This is a genomic window from Myxococcus sp. NMCA1, from assembly GCF_026810205.1.
In the GTDB taxonomy this organism is placed as follows: Bacteria; Myxococcota; Myxococcia; order Myxococcales; family Myxococcaceae; genus Myxococcus; species Myxococcus xanthus_A.
The window spans coordinates 5,857,518-5,880,185 of record NZ_CP113950.1 but is presented as its reverse complement, the minus strand read 5'-3'; the positions used below and the strand labels follow the sequence as shown (position 1 = coordinate 5,880,185).

General features: G+C 67.7%; 14 protein-coding genes and 2 tRNA genes. 11 read left to right on the top strand and 5 right to left on the bottom strand.

Annotation, left to right across the window (positions count from 1 at the left end; all coding sequences use genetic code 11):
- Positions 1–4: 4 nt before the first annotated feature.
- The 3 genes from OZ403_RS23885 to nadB form a co-directional block, all read right to left on the bottom strand.
- Entirely contained in the window at positions 5–598 is a 594-nt protein-coding gene (locus tag OZ403_RS23885; protein WP_140799057.1) for a TIGR00730 family Rossman fold protein, read from the bottom strand.
- Position 599: 1 nt separating this feature from the next.
- Positions 600–1,253 (bottom strand): rhomboid family intramembrane serine protease, encoded by a 654-nt coding sequence (locus OZ403_RS23880; protein WP_140796565.1) that lies wholly within the window; start codon positions 1,251–1,253, stop codon positions 600–602.
- 93 nt (positions 1,254–1,346) lie between these two features.
- Positions 1,347–2,936 carry an L-aspartate oxidase gene (gene nadB, locus OZ403_RS23875; RefSeq protein WP_268781827.1) on the bottom strand — a complete coding sequence of 530 codons (1,590 nt, stop codon included), beginning with the start codon at positions 2,934–2,936 and terminating at the stop codon, positions 1,347–1,349.
- 87 nt (positions 2,937–3,023) lie between these two features.
- Between nadB and OZ403_RS23870 the strand changes: the two genes are divergently transcribed.
- From OZ403_RS23870 to OZ403_RS23825, 10 genes are all read left to right on the top strand, one after another.
- A complete protein-coding gene (locus tag OZ403_RS23870) occupies positions 3,024–3,710 on the top strand; it encodes a lytic transglycosylase domain-containing protein (RefSeq protein ID WP_140793365.1) in 687 nt (228 codons plus the stop codon).
- Positions 3,667–5,163: a tetratricopeptide repeat protein gene (locus OZ403_RS23865; protein WP_140855791.1), complete on the top strand. Its 1,497-nt coding sequence runs from the start codon at positions 3,667–3,669 to the stop codon at positions 5,161–5,163. Before OZ403_RS23870 ends, OZ403_RS23865 begins: the two co-directional genes overlap by 44 nt.
- A gap of 13 nt (positions 5,164–5,176) precedes the next feature.
- Positions 5,177–5,866 carry a CDP-diacylglycerol--glycerol-3-phosphate 3-phosphatidyltransferase gene (gene pgsA / locus OZ403_RS23860; RefSeq protein ID WP_140793362.1) on the top strand — a complete coding sequence of 230 codons (690 nt, stop codon included), beginning with the start codon at positions 5,177–5,179 and terminating at the stop codon, positions 5,864–5,866.
- Between the two features lie 81 nt (positions 5,867–5,947).
- Positions 5,948–6,022: transfer RNA gene (locus tag OZ403_RS23855), tRNA-Gly, on the top strand.
- A gap of 51 nt (positions 6,023–6,073) precedes the next feature.
- A tRNA-Gly gene (locus OZ403_RS23850) sits at positions 6,074–6,148 on the top strand.
- Positions 6,149–6,350: 202 nt separating this feature from the next.
- Positions 6,351–7,133, top strand: coding sequence for an ABC transporter permease (locus OZ403_RS23845; protein ID WP_161605168.1), 783 nt, complete (start codon positions 6,351–6,353; stop codon positions 7,131–7,133).
- Between the two features lie 8 nt (positions 7,134–7,141).
- Positions 7,142–8,455 (top strand): ABC transporter ATP-binding protein, encoded by a 1,314-nt coding sequence (locus OZ403_RS23840; RefSeq protein ID WP_140876108.1) that lies wholly within the window; start codon positions 7,142–7,144, stop codon positions 8,453–8,455.
- 41 nt (positions 8,456–8,496) lie between these two features.
- Positions 8,497–12,324: an O-antigen biosynthesis protein RfbC gene (rfbC, locus tag OZ403_RS23835; RefSeq protein WP_268781826.1), complete on the top strand. Its 3,828-nt coding sequence runs from the start codon at positions 8,497–8,499 to the stop codon at positions 12,322–12,324.
- Positions 12,325–12,386: 62 nt separating this feature from the next.
- Entirely contained in the window at positions 12,387–14,441 is a 2,055-nt protein-coding gene (locus OZ403_RS23830; RefSeq protein ID WP_268781825.1) for a class I SAM-dependent methyltransferase, read from the top strand.
- Positions 14,438–16,780: a glycosyltransferase gene (locus OZ403_RS23825; RefSeq protein ID WP_268781824.1), complete on the top strand. Its 2,343-nt coding sequence runs from the start codon at positions 14,438–14,440 to the stop codon at positions 16,778–16,780. The genes OZ403_RS23830 and OZ403_RS23825 overlap by 4 nt, the downstream gene beginning before the upstream one ends.
- Here OZ403_RS23825 and OZ403_RS23820 read toward each other — a convergent pair.
- Positions 16,764–18,926 (bottom strand): hypothetical protein, encoded by a 2,163-nt coding sequence (locus tag OZ403_RS23820; protein WP_268781823.1) that lies wholly within the window; start codon positions 18,924–18,926, stop codon positions 16,764–16,766. The two genes, OZ403_RS23825 and OZ403_RS23820, sit on opposite strands and share 17 nt — an antisense overlap.
- A 177-nt stretch (positions 18,927–19,103) precedes the next feature.
- On the opposite strand from OZ403_RS23820, the gene OZ403_RS23815 reads away from it, so the two are divergent.
- Positions 19,104–20,297: a DUF2304 family protein gene (locus tag OZ403_RS23815; RefSeq protein ID WP_268781822.1), complete on the top strand. Its 1,194-nt coding sequence runs from the start codon at positions 19,104–19,106 to the stop codon at positions 20,295–20,297.
- 54 nt (positions 20,298–20,351) lie between these two features.
- Here the strand turns inward: OZ403_RS23815 and OZ403_RS23810 are convergent, their stop codons facing one another.
- Positions 20,352–22,463, bottom strand: coding sequence for a glycosyltransferase (locus tag OZ403_RS23810; RefSeq protein ID WP_268781821.1), 2,112 nt, complete (start codon positions 22,461–22,463; stop codon positions 20,352–20,354).
- Positions 22,464–22,668: the final 205 nt, after the last annotated feature.

Below are 22,668 nucleotides of genomic sequence, written 5' to 3'. Positions count from 1 at the left end.
CGGCTCACGTCTGGCTGGAGCGCTTCAGCCACTTCTCGGCGGGCGGCATCGTCGGGCCCGCCAGCAGCCGGTCCACCAGGGCCGTGGGCGACGCGCTCACGGCGAAGGGCACGGCCTGCTCCACGGGGACGAAGCCTTCCTCCGCGTGGTGCCGCGCGATGGCCAGCAATGGCTGGAAGAAGCCGCGCGTGTCCAGCAGTCCCATGGGCTTGCGGTGCAGGCCGAGCTGGGCCCAGGTCACGATTTCGAAGAGTTCATCGAGCGTTCCAAAACCTCCGGGCAGGGCGATGAAGGCATCTGAGCGCTCCGCCATCAGCGCCTTGCGCTCGTGCATGGAGCCGACGGAGTGCAGCTCCGTGAGGCCCCGGTGGGCCAGTTCCTTGGCGCCGAGGAAGCCAGGCAGCACGCCTACGACGTTGCCACCAGCTGCCAGCGCGCCGTCCGCCACCGCGCCCATGAGCCCCACGCTGGCGCCGCCGTAGACGAGCGTCAGTCCTCGCCGCGCCAGTTCGGCGCCCATGCGTGTGGCGGCATCCATGTACTCCGGACGCGCGCCGGGCCGGGAGCCGCAGAACACACAGACACTTCGCACTTCCATGTCAAAAGCCTCCACGCCGCTCGGGGTGGGCTGCGTAGAGCGCTACCACCACCGAGAGAAAAAGAAGGATGGGTAGGGCGCGCGCATAGACCTGCCGCCCCATGCGCAGGGCCAATCCGCAAGGCAGGCCGAAGAGGAAGCCGCCCAGATGCCCCGCCCAGCTCACGAAGGGGAGCAGGCTGAGGACAGCCACCTGCGCCAGCCAGATGAACAAGTCCCGGCGGCCCTCGCGTGTGGCGACGGGCAGCATGGCCCCCGCCCAGCCGAGAATCATTCCGGATGCGCCCACCGTGGGCACGTCGAAGTCGAAGATGAGCGAGAAGGTGGACGCCCCCAGCGCCGTGACTAGCGACAGGCCGAAGAAGCGCAGGCTGCCGATGCCTCGCTCCAGCGTGAAGCCGAGCGTCACCACCACCGACATGTTGAAGAGGAGGTGGAGGGGACTGCCGTGCTCCAGCACCGCGCCCAGCAGCCGCCAGTACTGGCCCGCCTGCACGAAGGGGCCGTACAGGCCCAGGGGCGGAATCTGCATCCGCCCGTGCTCACTCCGGACCACCTGGGAGATGGGCAGGACCTGTTCCGCCACGAAGAGGGACACCGCGCAGGCGATGAGGGCGTAGCACACCCAGGGCCGCGGCTGCGGTGGGCCTGGCACTGGTGGGCCAGGGGGCTGCGCGCCGGTGCCTTCACCGCCCGAGGCGGAGGAGGGTGCATCGAGAATGCGTCGCGGACGGGAGGACATGTGGGCTCACGGCTCCCTGGACACGACGGTGTCCCGCAGCCAGCGGTGGTCGTCCGGGTGCGGGTAGTCCAGCGTGTAGTGGAGGCCTCGGCTCTCCTTGCGGCGGCTGGCGCAGTCGACGATGAGGTAGGCGACGTCGGCGATGTTCCGAAGCTCGATGACGTCGCGAGTCACCTTGAAGCGCCAGTAGTAGTCGCGAATCTCCTCGCGCAGCAGCTCCAGCCGGCGCCGCGCGCGCATCAGCCGCTTGTCCGTGCGGACAATGCCGACGTAGTTCCACATGAGCCGGCGAATCTCGTCCCAGTTGTGGGTGACGACGACGCTCTCATCCGACTCCACCGCGCTGCCCGAATCCCAGGGCGGCGGGTCCTCGGAGGGAGAGGCCTGGGCGCGCACTTCTTCGGAGGCCACCTGCACGGCGCGGTGGCCGAAGACGAGCCCTTCCAGCAGCGAGTTGGACGCGAGCCGGTTGGCGCCGTGCAGGCCCGTGCAGGTGACTTCACCAATGGCGTACAGGCCGGGCACGTTGGTGCGTCCCTCCAGGTCCGTCACCACGCCGCCGCACATGTAGTGGGCCGCCGGGACGACGGGGATGGGCTGCACCGCCATGTCGATGTTGAAGGCCTTGCAGGTGGCGTAGATGTTGGGGAAGCGCTCGGCGAGGAAGGCGCGCCCCAGGTGCGTCATGTCCAGGTAGACGCAGTCGTCGCCCGTGCGCTTCATCTCCGCGTCGATGGCGCGCGCCACCACGTCACGCGGCGCGAGCGCGCCCATGGGGTGGTAGCGCTCCATGAAGGACGCGCCGCTCTTGAGCTTCAGCTTGCCGCCCTCGCCGCGCAGCGCCTCGCTGATGAGGAAGCTCTTGGCCTCCGGGTGGTAGAGGCAGGTGGGGTGGAACTGGTAGAACTCCATGTTCGCCACCCTCGCGCCCGCCCGGAACGCCATGGCCACACCGTCACCGGTCGCCACGTCCGGGTTGGACGTGTACAGGTACACCTTGCCAGCGCCGCCGGTGGCCAGCACCGTCACCTTGGCCAGGAAGCGCTCGATGACGCCGTCTTCCAGCAGGGCGTAGACCCCCAGACACCGGCTGACCCCAGGGGAGGGGACGCGCCGGTCCTGGATGAGGTCGATGGCGGCCGTCTGCGGGAAGAAGGTGATGTTGGGGATTTCGTCACACGCGGCGAGCAGCGCGCGCTGCACCTCGCGGCCGGTGATGTCGCCTGAATGGATGATGCGGCGCGCGGAGTGGCCACCCTCGCGGGTGAGGTCGAACTCGCCGGTGATGCGGCGGTTGAACTCCGCGCCCAGGTCGGCCAGCTCCTGCACCCGGCTGGGGCCTTCCTTCACCGTGACTTCCACCGCGTCGTGGTGGCACAGCCCCGCACCCGCCACCAGCGTGTCCTCGATGTGGGCCTCGAAGGTGTCAGAGGGCGCGAGCACACTGGCGATGCCGCCCTGGGCATAGGCCGTGCTGCTTTCGAAACGGTCGCGCTTCGTGAGGATGGCCACCGTGCCATGGCGGGCCGCCTGGAGGGCGAACGAGAGGCCCGCCACGCCGCCTCCCAGGACGAGGAAATCGAACCGATGGGGCATGGTGAGCAGCCTTAACGACTGTAAGTGCTGGAAACAAGGCGTTTTCTTGAGGAGTTTCCCGCGGATGTCTAAGGTTCGTGGGCCGATATGCGTGCCTATTCCGCGTTCCTCTCCGTCGCCGTGCTGGCCCTGCCCTTGTCGGCGGGGGCGGATGCCATCTACCGGTACGTCGAGAAGGACGGCACCATCATCTATACGAACGTGCAGCCCACGGGCAGCAAGCGGGCCAAGACGCTGAAGGGCACGTTCACCAAGGCCCCCGCGAAGAACACGCCGGTGGTGGGCCGCAAGCGGACCCCGCCGGAGTTGGATCCGCACATCACTGCCGCGGCGCTGCGCTACCGCATCCCGCCGGCGCTCGTGCGCGCCATCATGCACACCGAGAGCAACTTCAACCCCAACGCGCTCAGCCACAAGGGCGCCAGCGGGCTGATGCAGCTCATGCCGGCCACGGCGACGGACATGTACGTGAAGGACATCTTCAACGAGCGCGACAACATCGAGGGCGGCGTGCGCTACCTGCGCGTGCTCGCCAACATGTTCGACGGCGACATGGTGAAGATGGTTGCGGCGTACAACGCCGGCCCCGAAGCGGTGAAGCGCTATGGTGGCAAGGTGCCCCCCTACGAAGAGACGCAGGGGTACGTGCGCAAGGTGCTCAAGCTCTACTACCACTACAAGGAGCGCGAGGCGGCCGTCTCGAGCGGCCCCAGCGAGCCCACATCCCAGAATGACGACGCGCGCGAAGGGGCGGGGGGAGACGAGCCCCGCTGATGATGAGTTCCTCCAGCAGCTCTCCCGCGGTGGCGAGCTGTTGGCCGCAGGCAGGGTCCACGAGGCTCAGCCGTTCCTGGAGCGTGCCCACCAGCTCCAGCCCCGCATGGAGAAGGCGCAGAACCTGCTGGGCCTCTGCTACTTCAAGCTCGGCCAGTACGACAGGGCGGCCGAGCTGTACGAGATGCTGGTGCGCGACAACCCGGTGGACCCGACACTGCGGGTCAACCTGGGCCTGGTGTACCTGAAGACGTCCGCGCTCCAGCGCGCGGCGCGCGAGTTCGAGACGGCCACCGACCTGGCCCCCGAGCACCAGAAGGCCCAGAACTACCTGGGCCTCACCCTGGCGCAGATGGGCGAGTACGGCCGCGCCCGCGAGCACTTCCTGCTCGCCGGCAGTGACGTCATGGCGGAGAAGATGTCTCGCGCCATCGCGGGGGAGAGCTACGCGAAGCCGGCCGCCGCCGCCACGCCGCCGCCCCGAAGCGCGCCGGTGGAGCCCCGTGTCGCCGAGCCGGCGCCGCCCGCACCGCCGCCGCCCGCCGCCGAACCGGAGGAAGACGAGGAGATTCGTTTCGCCGAGGACGAGGGCCCCAGCGCCCTGTCCGCCGCCTCGGCGTCCGAGGCGACGGAAGCAGCGGCTGACAGTGGCGTGGCGCGGGAGTCGCCTCCCGAGTCGGCCTTCGATGAGACCTCCGAGGCGGTGGCCGCGCCCGTGCCCCTGACGCGGTTGCAGCTGCGCAAGGTGCCCGCGACGTCGCTGGCGCCCACGTCTCCGGCGCCGGAGTCCTCGCTGGTTCGGGACGGCGCGCAGTCGTCGCTGGCCGAGCTCGCCGGCTCGGTCGTCCTTCCCGGCGCGGAGGCGTCGCGGCCCTTCGGCGCGGGGCCGGGCTGCTACACCGTGGCGGTGGAGGGGGAGCTCCTGACGCGCCTGGATGGCCTGGTGGCGCTGGCGGGGCAGCTCTCCTTCCAGCCCGAGATGAAGCGCTTCCGGGGCCGGGCCACGGACAAGTCATTCGGGGAAGGGGCGGCGCGGATGGTGCGTGCCCGGGGCCAGGGCGTGCTCTACCTGGAGCCGGCCGCGACCCGTACTTTCCTGGCGGTGGACCTGGGCGAGGACTCCGCGTACTTCCGCGACGAGTGCGTGTTCGCCTTCGAGGAGCCGGTCATGTTCGAGAACGGACGGGTTCCGTCGGACATCGCGCCGGACCTGGACCTGGTGCACCTGCGAGGGCAGGGCCAGGTGCTCTTGAGTCTCCCGGGGCCGCTGCGTGCGGTGGCGGTGCGCCAGGAGCAGCCGGTGACGGTGCCGCTGACGCACCTGGTGGGCTGGCAGGGGAACCTCACGCCGCGCATGGTGCCCGTGCTCAAGTCCCCCTCTGGGGAGCCGCTTCGGGCGGCGGTGGAGCTGGGTGGTGAAGGTTTTGCCCTCATCACCCTCGGTGTCCGCTAGAAGGGCCCCTGCCATGGCCACGGACCGAGCGGCGCGGAAACAGCGGAAGCGAGAGGAGCGCGCCCGGAAGCGCGCGGCGCGCAAGCCCAGCGTGTTGGTGCAGGAGTTCTGGAACCTGCCCAACATGCTCACGTTGGGGCGCATCCTCATCATTCCGCTCTTCGTATGGCTGACCTACGACGCGGACCCCCTCAACTCGCTGCTGGCGGGGCTCGTCTTCGCGGTGGCCGCCATCACCGACGTGGTTGACGGCTATCTCGCGCGGAAGTGGAACCTCATCACCGTGGTCGGCAAGTTCATGGACCCGCTGGCCGACAAGCTCATCGCCATGGCGGCCCTGGTGATGATGGTGCGGCTGGGGCGCATCGCCGCGTGGGTCGTCATCGTCCTGCTGGCGCGGGAGCTCATTGTCAGCGGACTGCGCACCATCGCCGCCAGCGAGGGCATGGTGATTGCCGCGGGCCAGGAGGGGAAGTGGAAGACGTCTCTCCAACTGGTGGGCATCATCTCGCTCTGCGTCCACTACGTGCATCCACTGGAGTTCCGCACCTTCTCCGTGCCGGTGGACTACAACCTCGTGGGCCAGGTGCTCGTCTACCTGTCCGGTGCCTTCTCGGTGTGGAGCGCGGTGGTCTACTTCCGGGCATTCCTGGCCATGTTGGCGAAGCGTGGGGGGGAGCCCGACCCCGCGAAAAGTGTTTGACGGGTCCGGAAGGGCTCTGTATACCCCACCTCACTTTCGGCCCGGCGGTCACACGGCGGTGACGAAAGCGCGGCACCTGATGCGGGAATAGCTCAGCGGTAGAGCATCGCCTTGCCAAGGCGAGGGTCGAGGGTTCAAATCCCTTTTCCCGCTCCAAAATCGGGCCCTCTGGGAAGCCAGAGGGCCTTTTAGTTTGCAGGGTCTGACGCGGGAATAGCTCAGCGGTAGAGCATCGCCTTGCCAAGGCGAGGGTCGAGGGTTCAAATCCCTTTTCCCGCTCCAAATTGAGGCCCTCTGGGAAACCAGGGGGCCTTTCGTTTTTCCGGTGTCCTGGTGGCTCAGGTGCTGGAGCCAGGGCCGGACAATCGCTCGGTGGATGGCTTGCTCTTCATGTGAGCGGCCGTCCGAGGGCGTCAGCGGAGTGGGGCTGGGGGCGCCGGGCGTCCTCGCAACAGCAAGAGGCCCTGCTATAGAAGGCCCCCTCATGATTCGGCTCGTCCGTGAACTGTATCAGTACCGGGGCTTGCTCATCAGCCTCGTCCAGCGGGAACTGAAGGCGCGTTATCGCGGCTCGTTCCTCGGCTTCCTGTGGACGTTCCTGAATCCGACGCTCCACATGCTGGTGTACGTGCTGCTGTTCACCGTGGTGATGCGGCAGAACATCCCCAACTTCCCGTTCTTCATGTTCGTGGGCCTGCTGCCGTGGATCTGGTTCTCCACGTCGGTGGGCGGCGGGGCCAGCGCGATCAGCGACCGACGGGACTTGCTGACCAAGGTCCGCTTCCCGGCCCAGGTGCTGCCCACGTCGGTGGTGGTGACGAACCTCTGCAACTTCGTCTTGTCGCTTCCGCTGATGCTGGTGCTGGGCATGGCCTATGGACAGTGGCCGACCTGGCACGTGGTGTTGTTCCCGGTGGTGGTGCTCATCCAGCTCACCTTCACGCTGGCGCTGACCTACATCCTGGCGGCCATCAACGTGACGTTCCGGGACCTGCAGCACATCGTCAGCAACCTGCTGACGCTGTGGTTCTTCGCCACGCCGGTGCTGTATCCGCTCTCCACCATCCAGGATGAGAGCGCCCGCTCGTTGATGCTGGCGCTCAATCCCATGGTCAGCCTGATGACGTCGTACCAGGCCATCTTCTACGAGCACCGGCTGCCGGACGCAGCGCCCTTGATGACGCTGGCGGCTGTCTCCGTGGTGCTGCTGTGGGGCGCCTCGTCCATCTTCGAATCCCGCCGCGAAGAGTTCGCGGAGTCCATCTGAGCGTCGGCATGCCTGAATCCATGGACGCCATCATCCTGAAGGACGTCGTGAAGAGCTTCCGGAAGCGGACCATCCGGGGCGAGTACACGACATTCAAGTCCGAGCTGCTCCGCTGGCTTCGGGGCAAGCGCCAGTCGCGCGATGCCAGCCTCATCACCGCGCTGCGCGGCATCAACCTCACCATCCCCATGGGGAAGACGGTGGGCATCATCGGGCGGAACGGCTCGGGGAAGAGCACGCTGCTCAAGCTCATCACCGGCATCTACACGCCGACCTCCGGCGACCTGCGAATCAACGGTCGCATCTCCGCCTTGCTGGACCTGGGCGCCGGTTTTCATCCGGACTTCTCCGGACGGGAGAACATCCTCATCAATGGCATCATCCTCGGGATGACGCGCGCCGAGGTTCGGGCCCGGATGGATGAAATCATCGCCTTCAGTGAGCTGGGCGAGTTCATCGACGAGCCGGTGCGTACCTACTCCAGCGGCATGTACATGCGCCTGGCGTTCGCGGTGGCCACGCATGTGGACCCGGACATCCTCATCATCGACGAAATCCTCGCCGTGGGTGACGAGCACTTCAGCAAGAAGAGCCTCGCCAAGATGATGGACTTCAAGCGGCAGGGGAAGACCATCGTCCTGGTGACGCACGACTTGAGCACGGTGGAGCGCTGGTGCGACCTCGCGGCGTGGATTGATGGCGGTTACGTCCGGCGCGTGGGAAAGCCCGCGGAGGTCACCGCCGAGTACCGTGAGGCCATTTCCCTGGCGGAGGCTCAGTCCGCCGCCTTCACGCCTCCAGCGCTCACGGAAGGGGGCGGTGCGCTGCCGCAAGTCCCCTCCGCATCGCTGCCCGCCGAAGGGCCCGTCCGCATCCACCGGGTGCGGTTGCTGGATGCTCGGGGCGAGCCCCTGGAAGTCCTGTCTCCGGAGGAGGGCCTGGAGGTTCGTGCGGATTTCTCCGTGGAAGGGCCGTGCGAGGACGTGGACTTCCACGTGCGACTGCAGGCCGCGGACGGACGTACCCTGTATGAGACGAGCGCCCGCCGAGAGGCGGTGGTGCTCTCTCGGATGCCGGACCAGGGCGTGCTTCGTTTCGTGGTCGAGCGCCTGGGGGCGCTGGGGGGCGACTACTCCCTGGTGGTGTCGGCTCGGGCCTCGAACGGTGAGTCGTCCGGGCGCTGTGCGTTCCGGGTGGTGTCGGCGACCGAGGAGGAGGGGGTGTTTCGTCCTCCTCACCGGTGGTTGATGGAGCCGGGTGCCAACTCCCAGGCGGCAGTCCCCTTCGAGCCAGGCACGCCTCCGCGTGTGGAGGTGGGATGAAGGTTCAGGAGCGCGCCAGTACCCAGGGGGAAGGGTGAGTCATGTGGCAGAAGTGGGCTGATGTGACGCAGGGGCACGTGGCTTCGCCGGGGCCGGGGGATTTCGCGCAGATGGTGGCTGTCCTCCGGAAGGTGCTGGAGGAGCGTCAGCCGTGCGCGCCCGAACAGTGCGACGAGCGCAGCGCCCTGGAAGGCGCGCTGCGCCTGGCGACGGAGCACCTCCACCGCGCGCTCCCCGACGGCGGCCAGGGCCTGTCCTCGCTCCAGGAAGCCGCGAGGCTGGCGGACCCGGCTGCCTTCTCCATCCCGGCGTCGCATCGGGCGCGTGGGGGCAAGCTGGTGACGTCCGCCAAGCGTGCCTTCGTCAACGGGTTGGAGCCTTTCCACATCGAGATGCTTCGGCCCCAGGGGAACTTCAACCGCGCGCTCGTGCGGGTGCTGGAGTACCTGACGGTGCATCGGGCCCTGGGCCTGCGCGATGACGTGTCCTCCTGGGCGGTCGCTCAACTGGAGCCGCTGGCGGTACCCACCCGCTGGGTGGTGGGGTCGCATCGCGGCCGTGTGGCGGGAGCGCTGGTGGGCTTCGCCAAGCGGGGCTACCTCTACACGTTGGGACCCGTGCTGGAGGCCGTTCTTCAGGGCCAGGCCCGGTGGAACCTGGCCATGGTGGAGGCCATCCGCGCGGCGGCGGGTGCCCAGGCTCCAGGAGAAGCCGAGGCCCGCCGCCATGTGGCGGACGTCGAAGCGCTGCGCGAGCCGCTGGCGGGGCGGACTCTCCCCGGCGCCCTCCGCGTCACCCAGCCGCTGTGGGGCGAGGTGCTGCGGCGCCAGTCCCGTTTCAATGCCGAGTCGGTGCTCGCGCTCGCCAACCTCCTGGGCACGCGGACGGCGCCGCCACAGCCGCCGTCGCTGGCGGACTACCCCGCCTGGTGCGCGGCGCGGGAGCCGGCGCGTGTCACCGCGGCACAGGAAGCCGTCGCGCGGCTGTCGCGGCGCCCGCTCATCTCGCTGGTCACGCCGGTCCACGATGCCTCGGAAGCCTTCCTTCGTGAGTGCCTCGCCTCGGTGACCTCGCAGGTGTACGCCGACTGGGAATGGATCCTGGTGGATGACGCCAGCACCGCGCCGCACCTGGCGCGCATCCTCCAGGAAGCGGCGGAGCAGGAGCCTCGCATTCGCGTCCTCACCGCGTCGTCCCAAGGGGACAGGGCCCGGGCCACCAACGAGGGGCTCGCGGCGTGCCGTGGGGACTTCGTGGGGTTCCTGGGCGCCGAGGACACGCTCTCACCGCATGCCCTGGCCGAGGTGGCGCTGGCGTTCCTGGCGCAGCCCGAGCTCGCGCTCCTCTACACGGACGAGGACGGGTTGGACGCGCAGGGCCACCGCTGCGCGCCGTTCTTCAAGCCGGACTGGTCGCCCGACCTGTTGCGCTCCGTGGACTACGTCCGTCACTTCCTGGTGGTCCGTCGCGAGACGCTGGCGCAGGTGGGCGGTCTGCGAGAGGGCTTCGATGGCGCTCAGGGCTTTGACCTGATGCTGCGGCTGAGCGAGGCCTCCTCGTCCATTGGCCACGTCACGGAGCCGCTGTACCACGCACGTGAGGGGTCGGCGGCTTCGGCCAGCCGGGGGGCTGGGCTGGACACGGCCACGAAGGCGGGCGTGCGGGCGCTGTCGGAGCACCTGGCTCGCCAGGGGGAGTCCGCGGAAGTGACGAGCCCGGCGCCCATGCAGTACCGGGTTCGCTATCCGGTGCGGGGCACGCCGAAGGTCTCCATCATCGTGCCTTTCAAGGACCGCCCGGACCTGCTGCGCACGCTGGTGGACAGCCTCCTGGCGCAGACCCGCTACCCCCATTTCGAGGTGTTGCTCGTCTCCAACAACAGCACCCGGCCGGAGACGTTCGCGCTGCTGGAGCAATGGGTGGACCCGCGGCTGGTGAAGCTGACGTGGGACCACCCCTTCAACTACCCGGCCATCAACAACTGGGCCGCGAAGCAGGCCTCCGGGGAGCTGCTGCTCTTCCTCAACAACGACATGGAGGTGGTGGACCCCTGCTGGCTGGATGAGCTGGTCTCCCAGGCCCAGCGGCCCGAGGTGGGCGCGGTGGGGTGCAAGCTGCTCTTCCCCGAGGGCACCGTGCAGCATGCGGGCGTCGTGGTGGGGATGACGGGCTTCGCGGGACATCCTTTCTGGCGGCTGCCGGAGGGGCCCATCTCCACTCCGTTCGGGCACACCGAGTGGACGCGGAACTGGCTGTCCGTCACCAGCGCATGCGTCATCCTCCGCCGCGAGGTCTTCCAGGCGCTGGGGGGCTTCGACGAGCGTTTCCAGGTGTGTGGCAGTGACGTGGAGCTGGGCCTGCGGCTGAACGCCAAGGGCCTCCGCGTGGTGTGCACGGCGCAGACGCGGCTCATTCATCATGAGTCGGCCAGCCGGCGTGCGGACGCCATTCCCGAAGCGGACTACTGGCTGTCTTACGCTGCTTACCGGCCGTGGCTGGGGCCGAAGGGCGACCCCTACTACAACCCGCACCTCACGCTGACGGCCACGGACTGCGGCCTCCGCCGACATCCGGAGGATGGCGAGCAACTGGCGGTCCGGACGCTGGGGCGCGACGTTCCGAGCGCGCGGGATGTCCGGGGTGAGCAGCGTGCGCGGGCGCAGCGGCACCTCATCGGGCACCTGGCGGCCTGGGACTTCACGTCCGAACAGGCCCAGACCTCGCGCGAGTCGGCGCCGGGGGCGCTGGCGGCGCTGCGCGCGAAGGGGCGGGTGGAGACGGCAACCTGGTTCGTTCCCGCCTTCGGCCATGTCTACGCGGGCATCCACACCATCTTCCGCTTCGCGGACCTGATGCAGCGCCGCCACGGCGTGCGCAGCGACTTCGTCATCTACGACCAGCCGAACGTGAGGCCCGGAGACATCGAGGCCCGCGTGGCGGCCATCTGCCCGGGCGCGGTCGGGGCGGTGCGCGTGCTGCGCCGGCCAGAGGACGTGGCGCTACTGCCCGCATGCGATCTGGCGCTGGCCACCGCGTGGACCTCCGCCTATCGCGTGCTGCACCACCCGCGGGCGGGCGTTCGCGGCTACTTCGTCCAGGATTACGAGCCGCTGTTCCATGCGGCGGGCACCCCCTCCGCGCTGGCCGAGCAGACGTATGGCCTGGGCTTCTACGGCATCTTCAACACACCCGGGCTCTACGAACACGTCGTGGGCCTGCATGGGATGGAGGGCGCCTGGTTCGAGCCCGCCGTGGATGGGACCTTGTTTCATCCGCGCCGGCCACCGCGCCAGGGGCCTGTGCGTGTGTTCTTCTACGGACGCCCGGGCAATGAGCGCAACGGCTTCGAGCTGGGGTTGGCCGCGTTGGCGCAGCTCAAGCGGGAGCTGGGCCCCGCCGTCGAGGTGCTCGCGGCGGGCGCGGAGTGGGACCCCGAGGCCTACGGCGTCAGGGGGCTTGTCACCAATCTGGGAATGTTGCCGGCGGAACGGACGGGGGCGCTCTACCGCGAGTGTGATGTCGGGTTGTGTTTCATGTTCACCCGGCATCCGTCGTATCTGCCGCTGGAGATGATGGCTTGCGGTGTCACGGTCGTCACGAACGACAATCCCACCAATCGGTGGTTGCTGACGCATGGTGACAACTGCCTGCTTGCCGAGCCGACCCCGAGTGGCGTACTGGCCCGGCTTCGCGACGCCGTCTCCAACGGCGCGCTCCGGGCTCGGCTCGGTGCGAATGCCGCGGAGCGGGTCAGCCGGACGTCGTGGGAGGCCGAGGTAGACCGGGTCATGAAGGGCTTGCTGAACACAGGTGCGCACCCAGCGGCGACGCTGGACGACCGGGCTTCATCCTTGGAACACGCCAGCTGAACACAGGGTCGCTGGCGGTTGAACATTGGCCCAGGGGGGCCGCGGCAGAAGGAATCTTCACCATGCGGGATGACACCCATCTTCACATCGCGTTGTCGCCGGAGCCGAGCGCCCCGCGGCAGTCGCAGCCGGAAGAAGCGGCAAGCAGCCAGTATTGGAAGGCCACGAGCGGCTACACCTACCGGGAGATGATCCGCACGCGTCAGGACGCGGGCAACCCCGGGTATGGCCAACAAGAGGCGCTGCTCACGAAGCTGATGCAGACCGAGCAACGCGCGCTGGAGAGGCCGCTGGACGTCCTGGAGTTTGGCTGCGGCTTCGGGCGGCATGCCGCCTATCTGGCTTCCCTCGAAGGCGTTCGCTACCACGGCTACGACTTCTCCGAGGCGATGATGGAGCCCCTGCGGCAAGCGCCGCCCGTGGGGCTGGAGCCTGTGGATGAGCGGCTCTTCTGTGGGCCGGATGCCCTGGCGGCGGTGGGGGACAGGACGTTCGACGTGGTGTTCACCGTGTCCGTCCTCATCCACAACCCGCCGGAGCGCCTGCCTGGCCTGATGGAGTCGCTGGGCAAGCTCGTGCGTCCCGGCGGATTGCTGTGCCTGGTCGAAAACCAGCTTGTTCCCTTCGGTGTCTGGGAGAACGCCTGGCACCAGGGATGCTGGCTGCACCCGTACGCGGAACTGACGCCCGCTGGCTGGGACATGCATCATGGCGGTGGCCTCCTGGCCACGCATGACGTCTACGTCTTCAAGCGCAACGCGTCCCAAGGGCGCCGCTTCTTCCAGCTCCAGTCCGTCGAGCAGCCCCGGGACGAGCGCCGGGAGGTGACGCTGGAGTCGCTGAACGTCCAGTCCCTGCCCCGGCTGCGGGCGTGGACGGAGCACGCGGGCGAGGTGCTCCAGGCGGGGAACGGCCTGACGGGGATGCAGGTTTCCGAGCTGACGGAGCGCCTGACGGTCGAACTGAAGCGGTCGGAGCGGCGGCAGCGCTTGTTGTCGCTTTCGGATGAGCTGGTCCGCCTTCGCGCCGAGCCGGTGGTGACTGCTCGGGCGCCGGTCGACACGCCTGCGCCGCGTTATGGACATGACACCGTGGCGGAGGCCGTCGTGGTCGATGCCCCACTGGATACGACGTGGGCTCATGTCGACCCGCGGCTCTCCCGGGTGGTGCATCTCTTCCACCAGGAGTGGTACGGCATCCGTGCTGCGTCTGGCTACGCGCCGGGACACAAGATTGGCATCACCGCGAATCGCGCGTTGACGGCGGCGGACCACCAGCGCATCGCCGAGACGTGTGAGCGGCTGGGCGCACGGTCCATCATCTTCCAGGGGTTTTCGCCCAATGCCCTGGAGGTCATGCACATGCTTCGCCGCGTGTTCGGCAGCACGCTCAAGCTGTGCTGTGTGTGGCACGGCTCCACCGCCCAGTTCCACTTCGACTTCGAATTGGAGACCTTCAGCCGCTTGCTGGCGCTCCGGGAGCAGGGGCTTCTTGATGCCGTGGCTTGCGTCAAGCCAGAGATGCACTTGATGTCGCCGCTGCTCTTCCAGAAGGTCCTGCTCAACCTTCCTCCTCGGGTCTCACCGGCGGACCAACGTCACCGCGCTCCGCCGACGCGGGCCGCCTTCGTTCCCACGCCCAACAACTGGTGGAAGAACTTCTATTCCAACGTCTTCGTCGCCGCGTCACTGCCGGGGATGGAGCGCGTCTTCGTCACCAGTCCTTTCTCGGCCCGCCCGGAGCTGCCCCTCAAGGCTTCCGTCATCAACGTGGGGCCGTTGAACCGTTCGGAGCTGTTCAACCTCATCCGGGAGACGGACGTCGTCCTCAATGTGACGCTCGCCGAGTGCCAGCCGATGACCGCCCTGGAGGGACTGACTCACGGTGTGGCGTGCCTGACAGGGCCGCTGACCCTGGGGGCTCTGGATGAACACCCCTTTCAGCGATTGGTTCAGGTCGCGGGCACCGGCTCGCTCGGACAGATTCGCTCGGCGCTGGAGCGGGTCGTCGGCCTCCGGGAGCGTTCGCCGGAGGAGTACGCGCAGATGCTGGAGGACTACACCCAGACGCTCTGTGCCCAGGCGATCAACCACTATCTTGAGTTCGCACAGCCATGAGCATGACCCGCGTCTGCCTCGTTACCGATGAGCTCTACCCCTTCACCCCAGGGGGCATTGGCCGCGTCGCGCACAACCTCATCATGGACTCGCAGCGCCACGGCGCGAACGTGGAGTTCCATGTCCTGTTCCCGCCCACCGTTTCCGTGCAGACTGCCCAGGTGGAGCTCTTCTTCGGGGGACGGGTGAAGGCGCATCTGTGCGACTTCCGCGAGCCACAACAGACCACCGCGGATGCGCATGGCTTCTATCCGCCCACGGAAGCCTTTCGGGATTCTCGTTGGCACGGTGAGTCGTTGGAGGTGATGCGCTACCTGAAGGCGCGCGAAGCGGAGGGCTTGCGCTTCGACGTCATCGAGTTCGCGGATTTCCGCGGCTGGGCCTTCGCCGCGCTGCAGGAGAAGCACCTGGGGCTGGCTTTCACGCAGACCACCCTCTCGGTGCGGCTGCACTCGAGCTACGGCACCCTCATGCACCACGAGCCCAACACGCTCGAGGTCGAGAACCTGGGGCGTTACGAAATCGAGCGGAAGTCCTTGCTCGATGCGGACCTCGTGGTGGGGCATCTGCCCTGCATCGCCGAGTTCAACCGGCGTTTCTACGGCTTCGATGACGCGTGGATGCGCAAGGTGCGGGTGGAGTTTCCCCCGGTGGTCATGGAGTCTCCGGCGGAGCCGTCCCGGCCGTTCGACGTTCCTGCGGCTCAGCGCAACCTGGTGTTCGTCACCAAGATCCAGCACTTCAAGCAGCCGGATGTCTTCGTCCGGGGTGCCGTGCTGTTGATGCGCACGTGGCCGGAGTACCAGGGCAAGGCCATCCTGGCGTGCCATGCCTTCGATTCGGATTTCCTCGCCGAGGTCAAGGCGCTCATCCCGTCGGACCTGACGGACCGCTTCGTCTTCATCAAGCCAGGTCCTGACCGCGAAGCCCACATGCGCGCGGGGGTGGTGGTCATCACCTCCAGCTATGAGTCGCTGAATCTCACGGCCTACGAGGCTTCCGTCGCGGGCACCCGGTTGGTGCTCAACTCGGCCTGCCTGGCCTTCGGTGACGACAGCCCCTTCGTCGACGGGGTCCACTGCCACAAGTATGACGGCAGCCTGGACGCGCTGGTGGTGGCCATGCGCAAGGCGTTGGAAGGACCGGAGCTGGCCCCCGTCCGCTGGACGGTGGACCGTCCCTATTGGGAGCGCCACGTGCGGGAGGCGCCGCCCACGCGAAGCCCTCAGCCGCCGCTGGTCAGCGTGGTCATCATCAATCAGGACCAGGGCATCTTCCTGCCCATCGCGCTGCAAGGTGTCGCCGCCAGCACGTACCCGGAAGTGGAAGTCGTCGTCGTGGACGATGGGTCCACGAGCGCCTTCGACATGCAGGTCCTGCAGCGCCTGGAGCGGTCCGCGGCTGAAGGGGAGGGGCTTCGTGTCGTCCGCTCCCCGGTCCGCCGCGGGTTCGCGGGGGCTCGTAACCTGGGTGTCCGAGCCGCACGCGGGGCATACGTCGTGTTCCTGGAGTCGGACGACAGCCTGTCCCCGGACTTCATCCAACACGCCGTCTCCGCGCTGGAAGCGCGACAGGAGTTCTCAGGGGTTGTTCCCACCGGGGGCCGCTTCCACTCCAGCGAAGAGTTGGCCAACCGCCAGTTCAAGGGGTTCATGACGTACCTGGGGGATTGTCCGACGTACGCGCTGGCCGCGAACCAGGTCTCCGCGCCCACGGCGCTGCTGCGCCGAACCGTCCTGGAGCAGCATGCCTACAATGAAACCCTGTCCGGCTATGCGGACTGGGATTTCTTCCTGCGGCTCGCGCAGGGGGGACACCGCTTCCTGGTGACGAACCAGGTCCACTTCTTCTCGCGGCGGGGGCATGCCATCACCCCGTCCGCGTCCCAGCAGCGCCAGCACTTCCGCTGGCTGGTGCGGCTCTTCGAAGGCGTGCCCGCGCCACTGCACCCGTCGACGCGGCTCTTCGCCCTGCTCGCGCACTCCCGCGAGGCCATGGTCGACCCATATGGCGCGCTCGACACGCAGGAGCGTCGGCCGTCCTCCGCGGCGTCCGCAGCCCTGGAGTCCGCCCAATCGCTGGCCGAGGCCGTGCGCCCGCTGCGCTACGACGTGGTTGATTTGATGAACGCGGCCTTGAAGCGCCTGCCCCTCGTGCACCCCTTGCTCAAGCAGGCCGTCGCGGGCAAACCCGTTCCCACCAGCGGGGAGACGGGGGGCGCGAGTCCCGGGGAGGCGCCTCCGCTTCGTTACGTGCTCGTGGACCGCGCGAACACGCTCTTCAAGCGGATGCCCGTCATTCATCGCGCGATTCGGAGCACGGTCAGCCGGCTGACCTGAGCGTCGACGCGTCCTGCGAGACGGAAGGCGCGCGCCGCGGCGCTTCGGCCGACGGCGCCGTATTCAGTCGCATCCCCGCGAGCCACGCTGGAACGAACATCAGGGCCACGAGGAACACGGGGTACTGATAGCGCACGTCGGGTGACGGGATGAGCGCGGCGAGCGCCGCCGTATGCAGGACAACGGGGAGCGCCACAGCGGCAAGCCGCCAGGTCCGGTGGCGGATGCATGCCACCGCGCAGGCGAGCAGCAGCAGGTAGAGCGGCAGCGCCGGGCGCCAGAGCAGCCAGGCCAGGTCTGGCTGAAGCGTCCGGACGGTCCACCGGAGAAGGGGCTCACGCAGGACTGGAAGGAGTGAGTCGGACCGAAGGTGTCGCGCTCCGGGCTCGATGGTGCCCAGCTCCTCGCCGGGCCCCCTCCAGATGGGAGGGCCATTGAGGTGGTCCGAGCCTTGCGAAAGCTTCCAGAGCACCGAACTGCTGCACAGCACGTGTGAGAGCACGGGCGCTGCGTCTCGTTGTGTCAGGCGGACGAGGAGCGGAAGCAATGCCTTGTTGTGCCGGGTCAGCGCGTCCATGTCGAAGCGCCCGTCCCAGATGGTGAACACGTTGCTGAAACAGCGGTAGTTCCACTTGTCGTCGAGCGGGTGGAGCTCCTCGAGGAGGGCCCGTTCACCGGGCTCCAGGGGCGTTCCTGCCGCCACATGGGCGCCCAGGAATCCGACCAGCGTCATCCCCTTGGCGAAGGGTTTGATGGTGTACGTCTGGCTCAGCACCCAGCGGGTACCCGACGCGACGACAAACGTGGCCACGAGCGCGAGCGCCACTGCTTTGTAGCGCTCCCTCCGGAGGAGACCCAGTGCCAGGAAGGTTCCGACCACCGCGGGCAGGCCGTTGTGACGGAACAACATGGCCAAGGCTCCCAGCACCACCATGCTCACCCAGAAGGGCACGTCCCAGCGCATGGTGTTGTCGGTCGCGGAGCGGAAGACCCAGATACACAGCGCCAGGATGCAGAGGCTGAACGGGACGTCCTTCCAGAGGGTGACGGCCATCGTCCCGTTCACGGGCGCCAGCGCGAACACCATCGCGGTGAGCGCGATGATGCCTCGGGAGACACCTGCCCCCGCGAGCGCCGCGCAGCCCCAACCTACGAGCACCCCCAGGCCGGCAATCTGTGCGAGTGCCACCGCCGCGGGTGATTCCCAGAGCTTCTGGATGAATCGGATGGAGGCGGTGTGGAACAACGGATGCGCATCATCCATGTGCCCGGAAAGGGCGTCACGCCATTGTGATGTCGAGTCTGGACTCAGCATCCCCGGGTAGACAGTCATCAGCCAGATGCCAGCCACCACCACGGTGGGGATGGCCGTCAGCAGTCCCACCCAGCGTCGTGGCAGGGGCTTGAGAGGTGGAGGCGGACGGCCCGTGAGCCAGAGCCCCGTCAGGAGCAGGAGGGTGCCGAGGACCAGCGCGTGGGCCGCCAACGTGACGGTGATTCGAATCCCGGCACTGGCGGTCAATGCGCTGTCGGGATGGTGGAGGACCAGGTCCCGGCGCGCGTCCGTCCCGGGCGGCGAATAGAGGTCGAGCCGCTCGGTTCGACCGTTCACGGTGTACTCCACGACACCGGAGAATCCGTGCGCCAACAATTGGAGGACCCTGGGCTTGTGACCTTCTGCTTCCCAATGCAGGCGCGCCGGCTGGTCGAGGTGCGAAAGCCAGGCGCCTCCATCGCGGCGTTCCCAGTTTCCTTCGGGGCGCCAGCCATCGGGAGGCAGCGGGTTACCGTAGGCGTCGAGCAGTCCGAGGACCCACACTTCGCTGCCCTGTGAACTGGGGTTCCGCTCGCCCGTGGCACGGACCGTCACGGGCAGCCGTTCCGCGGGCATCATGACGTGGAGCGGGGTGGCTACCATCAGGAGCACGGTGACCAGGGCGACGACTCCCAGCCAGGTCCGCTGCTGAGCGGGCGAGGAGCGCGTCAGCCGACTGTGCAGCCACGGAAGTAGAGGGCGGTAGAGCAGCGCGCCCAAAGCCAGGCACCCCAGGACCAGCACGAGGCGGGAGCCCAGGGACTGGAAGGGGGGGGCCCATGCCCCCAGCGTGAATACCCCTGCGGTACTGAGCGCGAGCAACACGCTCATCACGGCGCGAGTCCAGCGCCGTGGGGCGGGGCGTACGTCAGGGACTGGCACCGGTGCTTCAGGGGATTGCATTGATGGCGTGAGTACCGTACGGAGGGGGGGGCAATGCAAACCTGAGAAGTGTGAGTGCTTCTCTGCGTGTTCGAACATCAGGGCATTGCTGTGGGGGACTCCGGAATGTCGCTGCCATTCATTACCGTGGTGGTGGGCTTTTTCTTCGTGGTCATTTCCCAGTTCGGCGCGCGGCTCGCGGCACGGCATTCCGTGACGTGGTTCCTTGCCAGTGGCTTCGTGCTCGTGGCGGCCATCCGTCCGGATTGGTTGCTGCCCGTGGCTCGACTGATGGGCATCAGTTTGGTCAGCAACATGGTCCTGGCTGGGCTCACCATGTTCCTGTTCGTTCAGATGCTGGCGCACTACGCGGAGAGCACACGCGTGCAGCGGCAACTGGGGCAGGTCGTGTCAGCTCTTGCCGCTCAAACGTTTCCCGACGTGCCAGCGACGTCGGAAGGTGGTCGTCCCCGCGTGCTGGTGGTTCTCCCTTGCTACAACGAGTCGGAAAGCCTTCCTGCGCTCCTGCCGCGTCTCACGGCGTTGACTCGCGCCACGCCGGACTGGGAGCTGGATTTCTGTATCGTCAATGATGGGTCGGTGGACGGCACGGCCGGGGTGTTACGGCGGCTGGCTCCACGAAACCACGTCACACACCACACCAACATCGGCGTGTCCGGGGCGCTGCGGACGGGGTTCCTCCTGGCCCTGCGGTTGGAGGTCAGCTACGTCGTGCAGTGTGACTCCGACGGGCAGCATCCCGTTGAGTCCATCCCTGACCTGGTTCGCTCGGCGCGGAGCGGGCAGACCGACCTGCTCATTGGCTCCCGTTTCTGCGATGTCGCGACGGGAGGCACGGACACGTTGGTCAGCACGACGCCGCTTCGCTGGGTGGGAGGTCGCGTCGTGAGCATGCTGCTGGGGATGTTTGGCCAGCAGGCCCAGGTGACAGACCCGACATCGGGCTTCAGGGTGTACTCGCCTCGCGCCGTGGCCACGTTGTTGCGCCTCATGCCGGATGAGTACCCGGAGCCGGAGTCCATCGCGCTCGTCGCGCTCGCCGGGCTTCGAATCGGAGAGGTCGCGGTCGCGATGCGCCCTCGCACTACGGGGACCTCGAGCCTGACGGGGCTCAAGGGGTTCCAGTTCATGACGAAGGTGGCTTCCGCCCTGTTCGGGTTGCGGCTGCGCTCGTTGATTCGCAAGGAGCCGAGCGCTCTCGTGCCGACGGCGGAAGGCGCCGCGCCCCCCGTGATGTCGCTCACCCCTCGAGAGCCCGCTTCATTTCCACCGGCAGAGGATGGGCGGTTGGGCGGGTAGCGGGGAGGGCGCGCGTAGATGGGGCCCGCTCCGCCGCGTGGAGCGGCCGGCGCTTCAATGACGGCGTCCGAAGAACCGCTCCATGACCTGATGACGCAGTGGGCGGGAGTCGTCGTCCGCGCCGGCGACCCAGAGCGCGGCGCGCCTCAAGGTGGCATGGGCGAAGTCGAACCGCTTGAGCGTGGCGTTCATCTTGTCGGCGAATCGATTCAGGAGCGGTGGGGAGGCCGCGCCTGTCGCGCGCAGATGGAGTTCCTGCTTGTGGGCTCGGCCGAGCTGCATGCGGAGTGCGCGCTCCGGGTGGAGCGGCAATGCAGGGTGCTTCTGGCACAGGTAGGCCATCTGCGCATGACGGTCGTTCACGCGCATGCTGCGGGTCATCGAGTCCGGGCGCAGCCGGTACAGGAAGAGCGGCTCTGGGATGACGGAGCCCGCGAGCCCTCGCTCGGCCAGGGAGCAGAAGACGTCCCAGTCTTCATAGGCCGTGAGCCACTCGTCGTAGCCGCCGACTTCTTCGATGCGCTGTCGCTCCATCAGCGCGGTGCAGGTGGAGGCCACGTTCTCCGCGAGGAGTGCGTCCCGTTCGGTGCCCCAGGGAATCCATCCGCCCACGGGCTGGTCCGGCGTCTCGACGAAGTAGGAGACGAGTGACGTGACGTAGGCCAGCCCTGGTGTGCTGTCCATCACCGCGACGGCTTTCTCCAGGAAGGTGGGCTGGATGAGGTCGTCCGGGTCCAGCGGCAGGATGTACCGGCCCCGTGCGGCGCGCAGACCGGCGTTCCTGGCCGAGCTGAGCCCTCCGTTGGGCTTGCGGAGGATGTGGAGGTCTGGCGCGTGGAGCGTCTCCAGCACGGCTCGACTCTCCGAATCCGTCGAGCCGTCATCCACGAGGATGATTTCGTAGTCCGTGAAGGTCTGCGCGCGAATGGACCGCAGCGTCTCGGGGAGGTAGCGCCCCATGTTGTAGTAGGGCACGAGGATGGACACGTACGGCGTGGCCGCGTCCTTCTTCCTGGGCGCGGCGCTGATGGGGCCCATGTGACGCTGGTGCCTCGCATCCGCCACGGCCGCTTCGAACTGGCGGACGATGCTGGCGGGGGCGCAATAGGAAGCAATACGGGCGGGCGCTGTATGCCGGACGGCTTCTTGTAGCGCCGGTGTGGACAGGGCTCTCTCGAGCGCGCGGGCAAGCTGTGAAGCATCGTCGCTCCGGAACAGCAAGCCGCTCTGGCCGTCCTCGATGAGTTCGGCGTTGCCCCCTCCATCGCTGCCCACCACGAGCGCTCCAGCGGACATGGCTTCCATGCACACGTGGGAGAAGTGCTCCCAGCGAGACGGGATGCAGCACACCGCTGCTTCGGCGAGCGCCGAGGCGAGGTCTGCTCCCTCGCGCGGAGGTGTGAAGTGGAACCTGTTTCGCCAGGCGGGGGCGATGCGCTGGTCCAGCCACTGTCGTAGGGAGCGGCCGAACGGGCCGGTGCGTGTGTCATCCCCGATGAGCCGGACCTCCGCGGCGACTCCTTGCTCGAAGAGCACCTGCATGGCTTCGACGAGAAGATGCACGCCCTTTCGGTACTCCAGGTCTCCGACGTACAGCACCAGGGGCAGTCCTTCGCGGGAACGAGGGGATGAGCGGTGCTCCCGGAGTGCCGAGAACGGAGGTGGAATCACGACGCCGCTGCGCTTCAGCTCCAGCCTGGTGCGGACTCGCGCCATGGCTGGCCCGGAGGGAGACAGCACGAGGTCCGCTTCACGGATGGACGTGTCCTCCATGTGCTCGCGCTGGGTGGTGTCCATGTCGAGCGTGGCCACCCTGTTGAGCAGCAGGCGGTCGTGGGTGGAGTCGTGCAAGCGCACCGCGAGGACCGCTGGCTCGAAGTGCCCCAGCGTCCGCCGGGCGCGCATCGCGAAATAGCCCTCGCCTGCGTCGTCGGGGAACTCGATGACGTCGAAGGGATGACGCGCGTGGAGTTCCAGCAGGCTTCTGTACGCCGCCCACGCATGGCGAAGTGGTGCGTGTGGAAACGCACCCTTGAAGTCCACCTCTCGCTCATCCACGGCGTGCAATTGCACGCCGGGAAGGAAGGACACGGCCCGCTGCCAGTCGGCATGCGCCGCCGTCAAGACATGGACCTCATGTCCGGCCTCCGCAAGCGCCCGGCTCATGGTTGCCACGTAGGTCGCGATGTCGCCCCTGTCGAAGGGGGCGAGTTCTTTGGAGACGAGGCAGATGCGCAAGGACCAGACCTTGGACAGAGGAAGGCGTCGAACGGATGGGGAATACACCCGAACGGCCGCCATCCTCAACGCCGCCCCTGAGTCATATGCTCATCGCCTGTCGAGGCCGGAGGCTTTCACGCCTCCTTCCGCA

Bases quoted from the DNA above. Each gene is read 5' to 3' on its own strand.
- OZ403_RS23815 (WP_268781822.1), top strand. From the start codon at position 19,104: ATGTCGCTGCCATTCATTACCGTGGTGGTGGGCTTTTTCTTCGTGGTC.
- OZ403_RS23810 (WP_268781821.1), bottom strand. From the start codon at position 22,463: ATGAGCCGGGCGCTTGCGGAGGCCGGACATGAGGTCCATGTCTTGACG.
- pgsA (WP_140793362.1), top strand. From the start codon at position 5,177: ATGGCCACGGACCGAGCGGCGCGGAAACAGCGGAAGCGAGAGGAGCGC.
- OZ403_RS23845 (WP_161605168.1), top strand. From the start codon at position 6,351: ATGATTCGGCTCGTCCGTGAACTGTATCAGTACCGGGGCTTGCTCATC.
- OZ403_RS23885 (WP_140799057.1), bottom strand. From the start codon at position 598: ATGGAAGTGCGAAGTGTCTGTGTGTTCTGCGGCTCCCGGCCCGGCGCG.
- rfbC (WP_268781826.1), top strand. From the start codon at position 8,497: ATGTGGCAGAAGTGGGCTGATGTGACGCAGGGGCACGTGGCTTCGCCG.
- OZ403_RS23830 (WP_268781825.1), top strand. From the start codon at position 12,387: ATGCGGGATGACACCCATCTTCACATCGCGTTGTCGCCGGAGCCGAGC.
- OZ403_RS23865 (WP_140855791.1), top strand. From the start codon at position 3,667: ATGACGACGCGCGCGAAGGGGCGGGGGGAGACGAGCCCCGCTGATGAT.
- OZ403_RS23825 (WP_268781824.1), top strand. From the start codon at position 14,438: ATGAGCATGACCCGCGTCTGCCTCGTTACCGATGAGCTCTACCCCTTC.
- OZ403_RS23870 (WP_140793365.1), top strand. From the start codon at position 3,024: ATGCGTGCCTATTCCGCGTTCCTCTCCGTCGCCGTGCTGGCCCTGCCC.
- OZ403_RS23820 (WP_268781823.1), bottom strand. From the start codon at position 18,926: ATGAGCGTGTTGCTCGCGCTCAGTACCGCAGGGGTATTCACGCTGGGG.
- nadB (WP_268781827.1), bottom strand. From the start codon at position 2,936: ATGCCCCATCGGTTCGATTTCCTCGTCCTGGGAGGCGGCGTGGCGGGC.
- OZ403_RS23840 (WP_140876108.1), top strand. From the start codon at position 7,142: ATGCCTGAATCCATGGACGCCATCATCCTGAAGGACGTCGTGAAGAGC.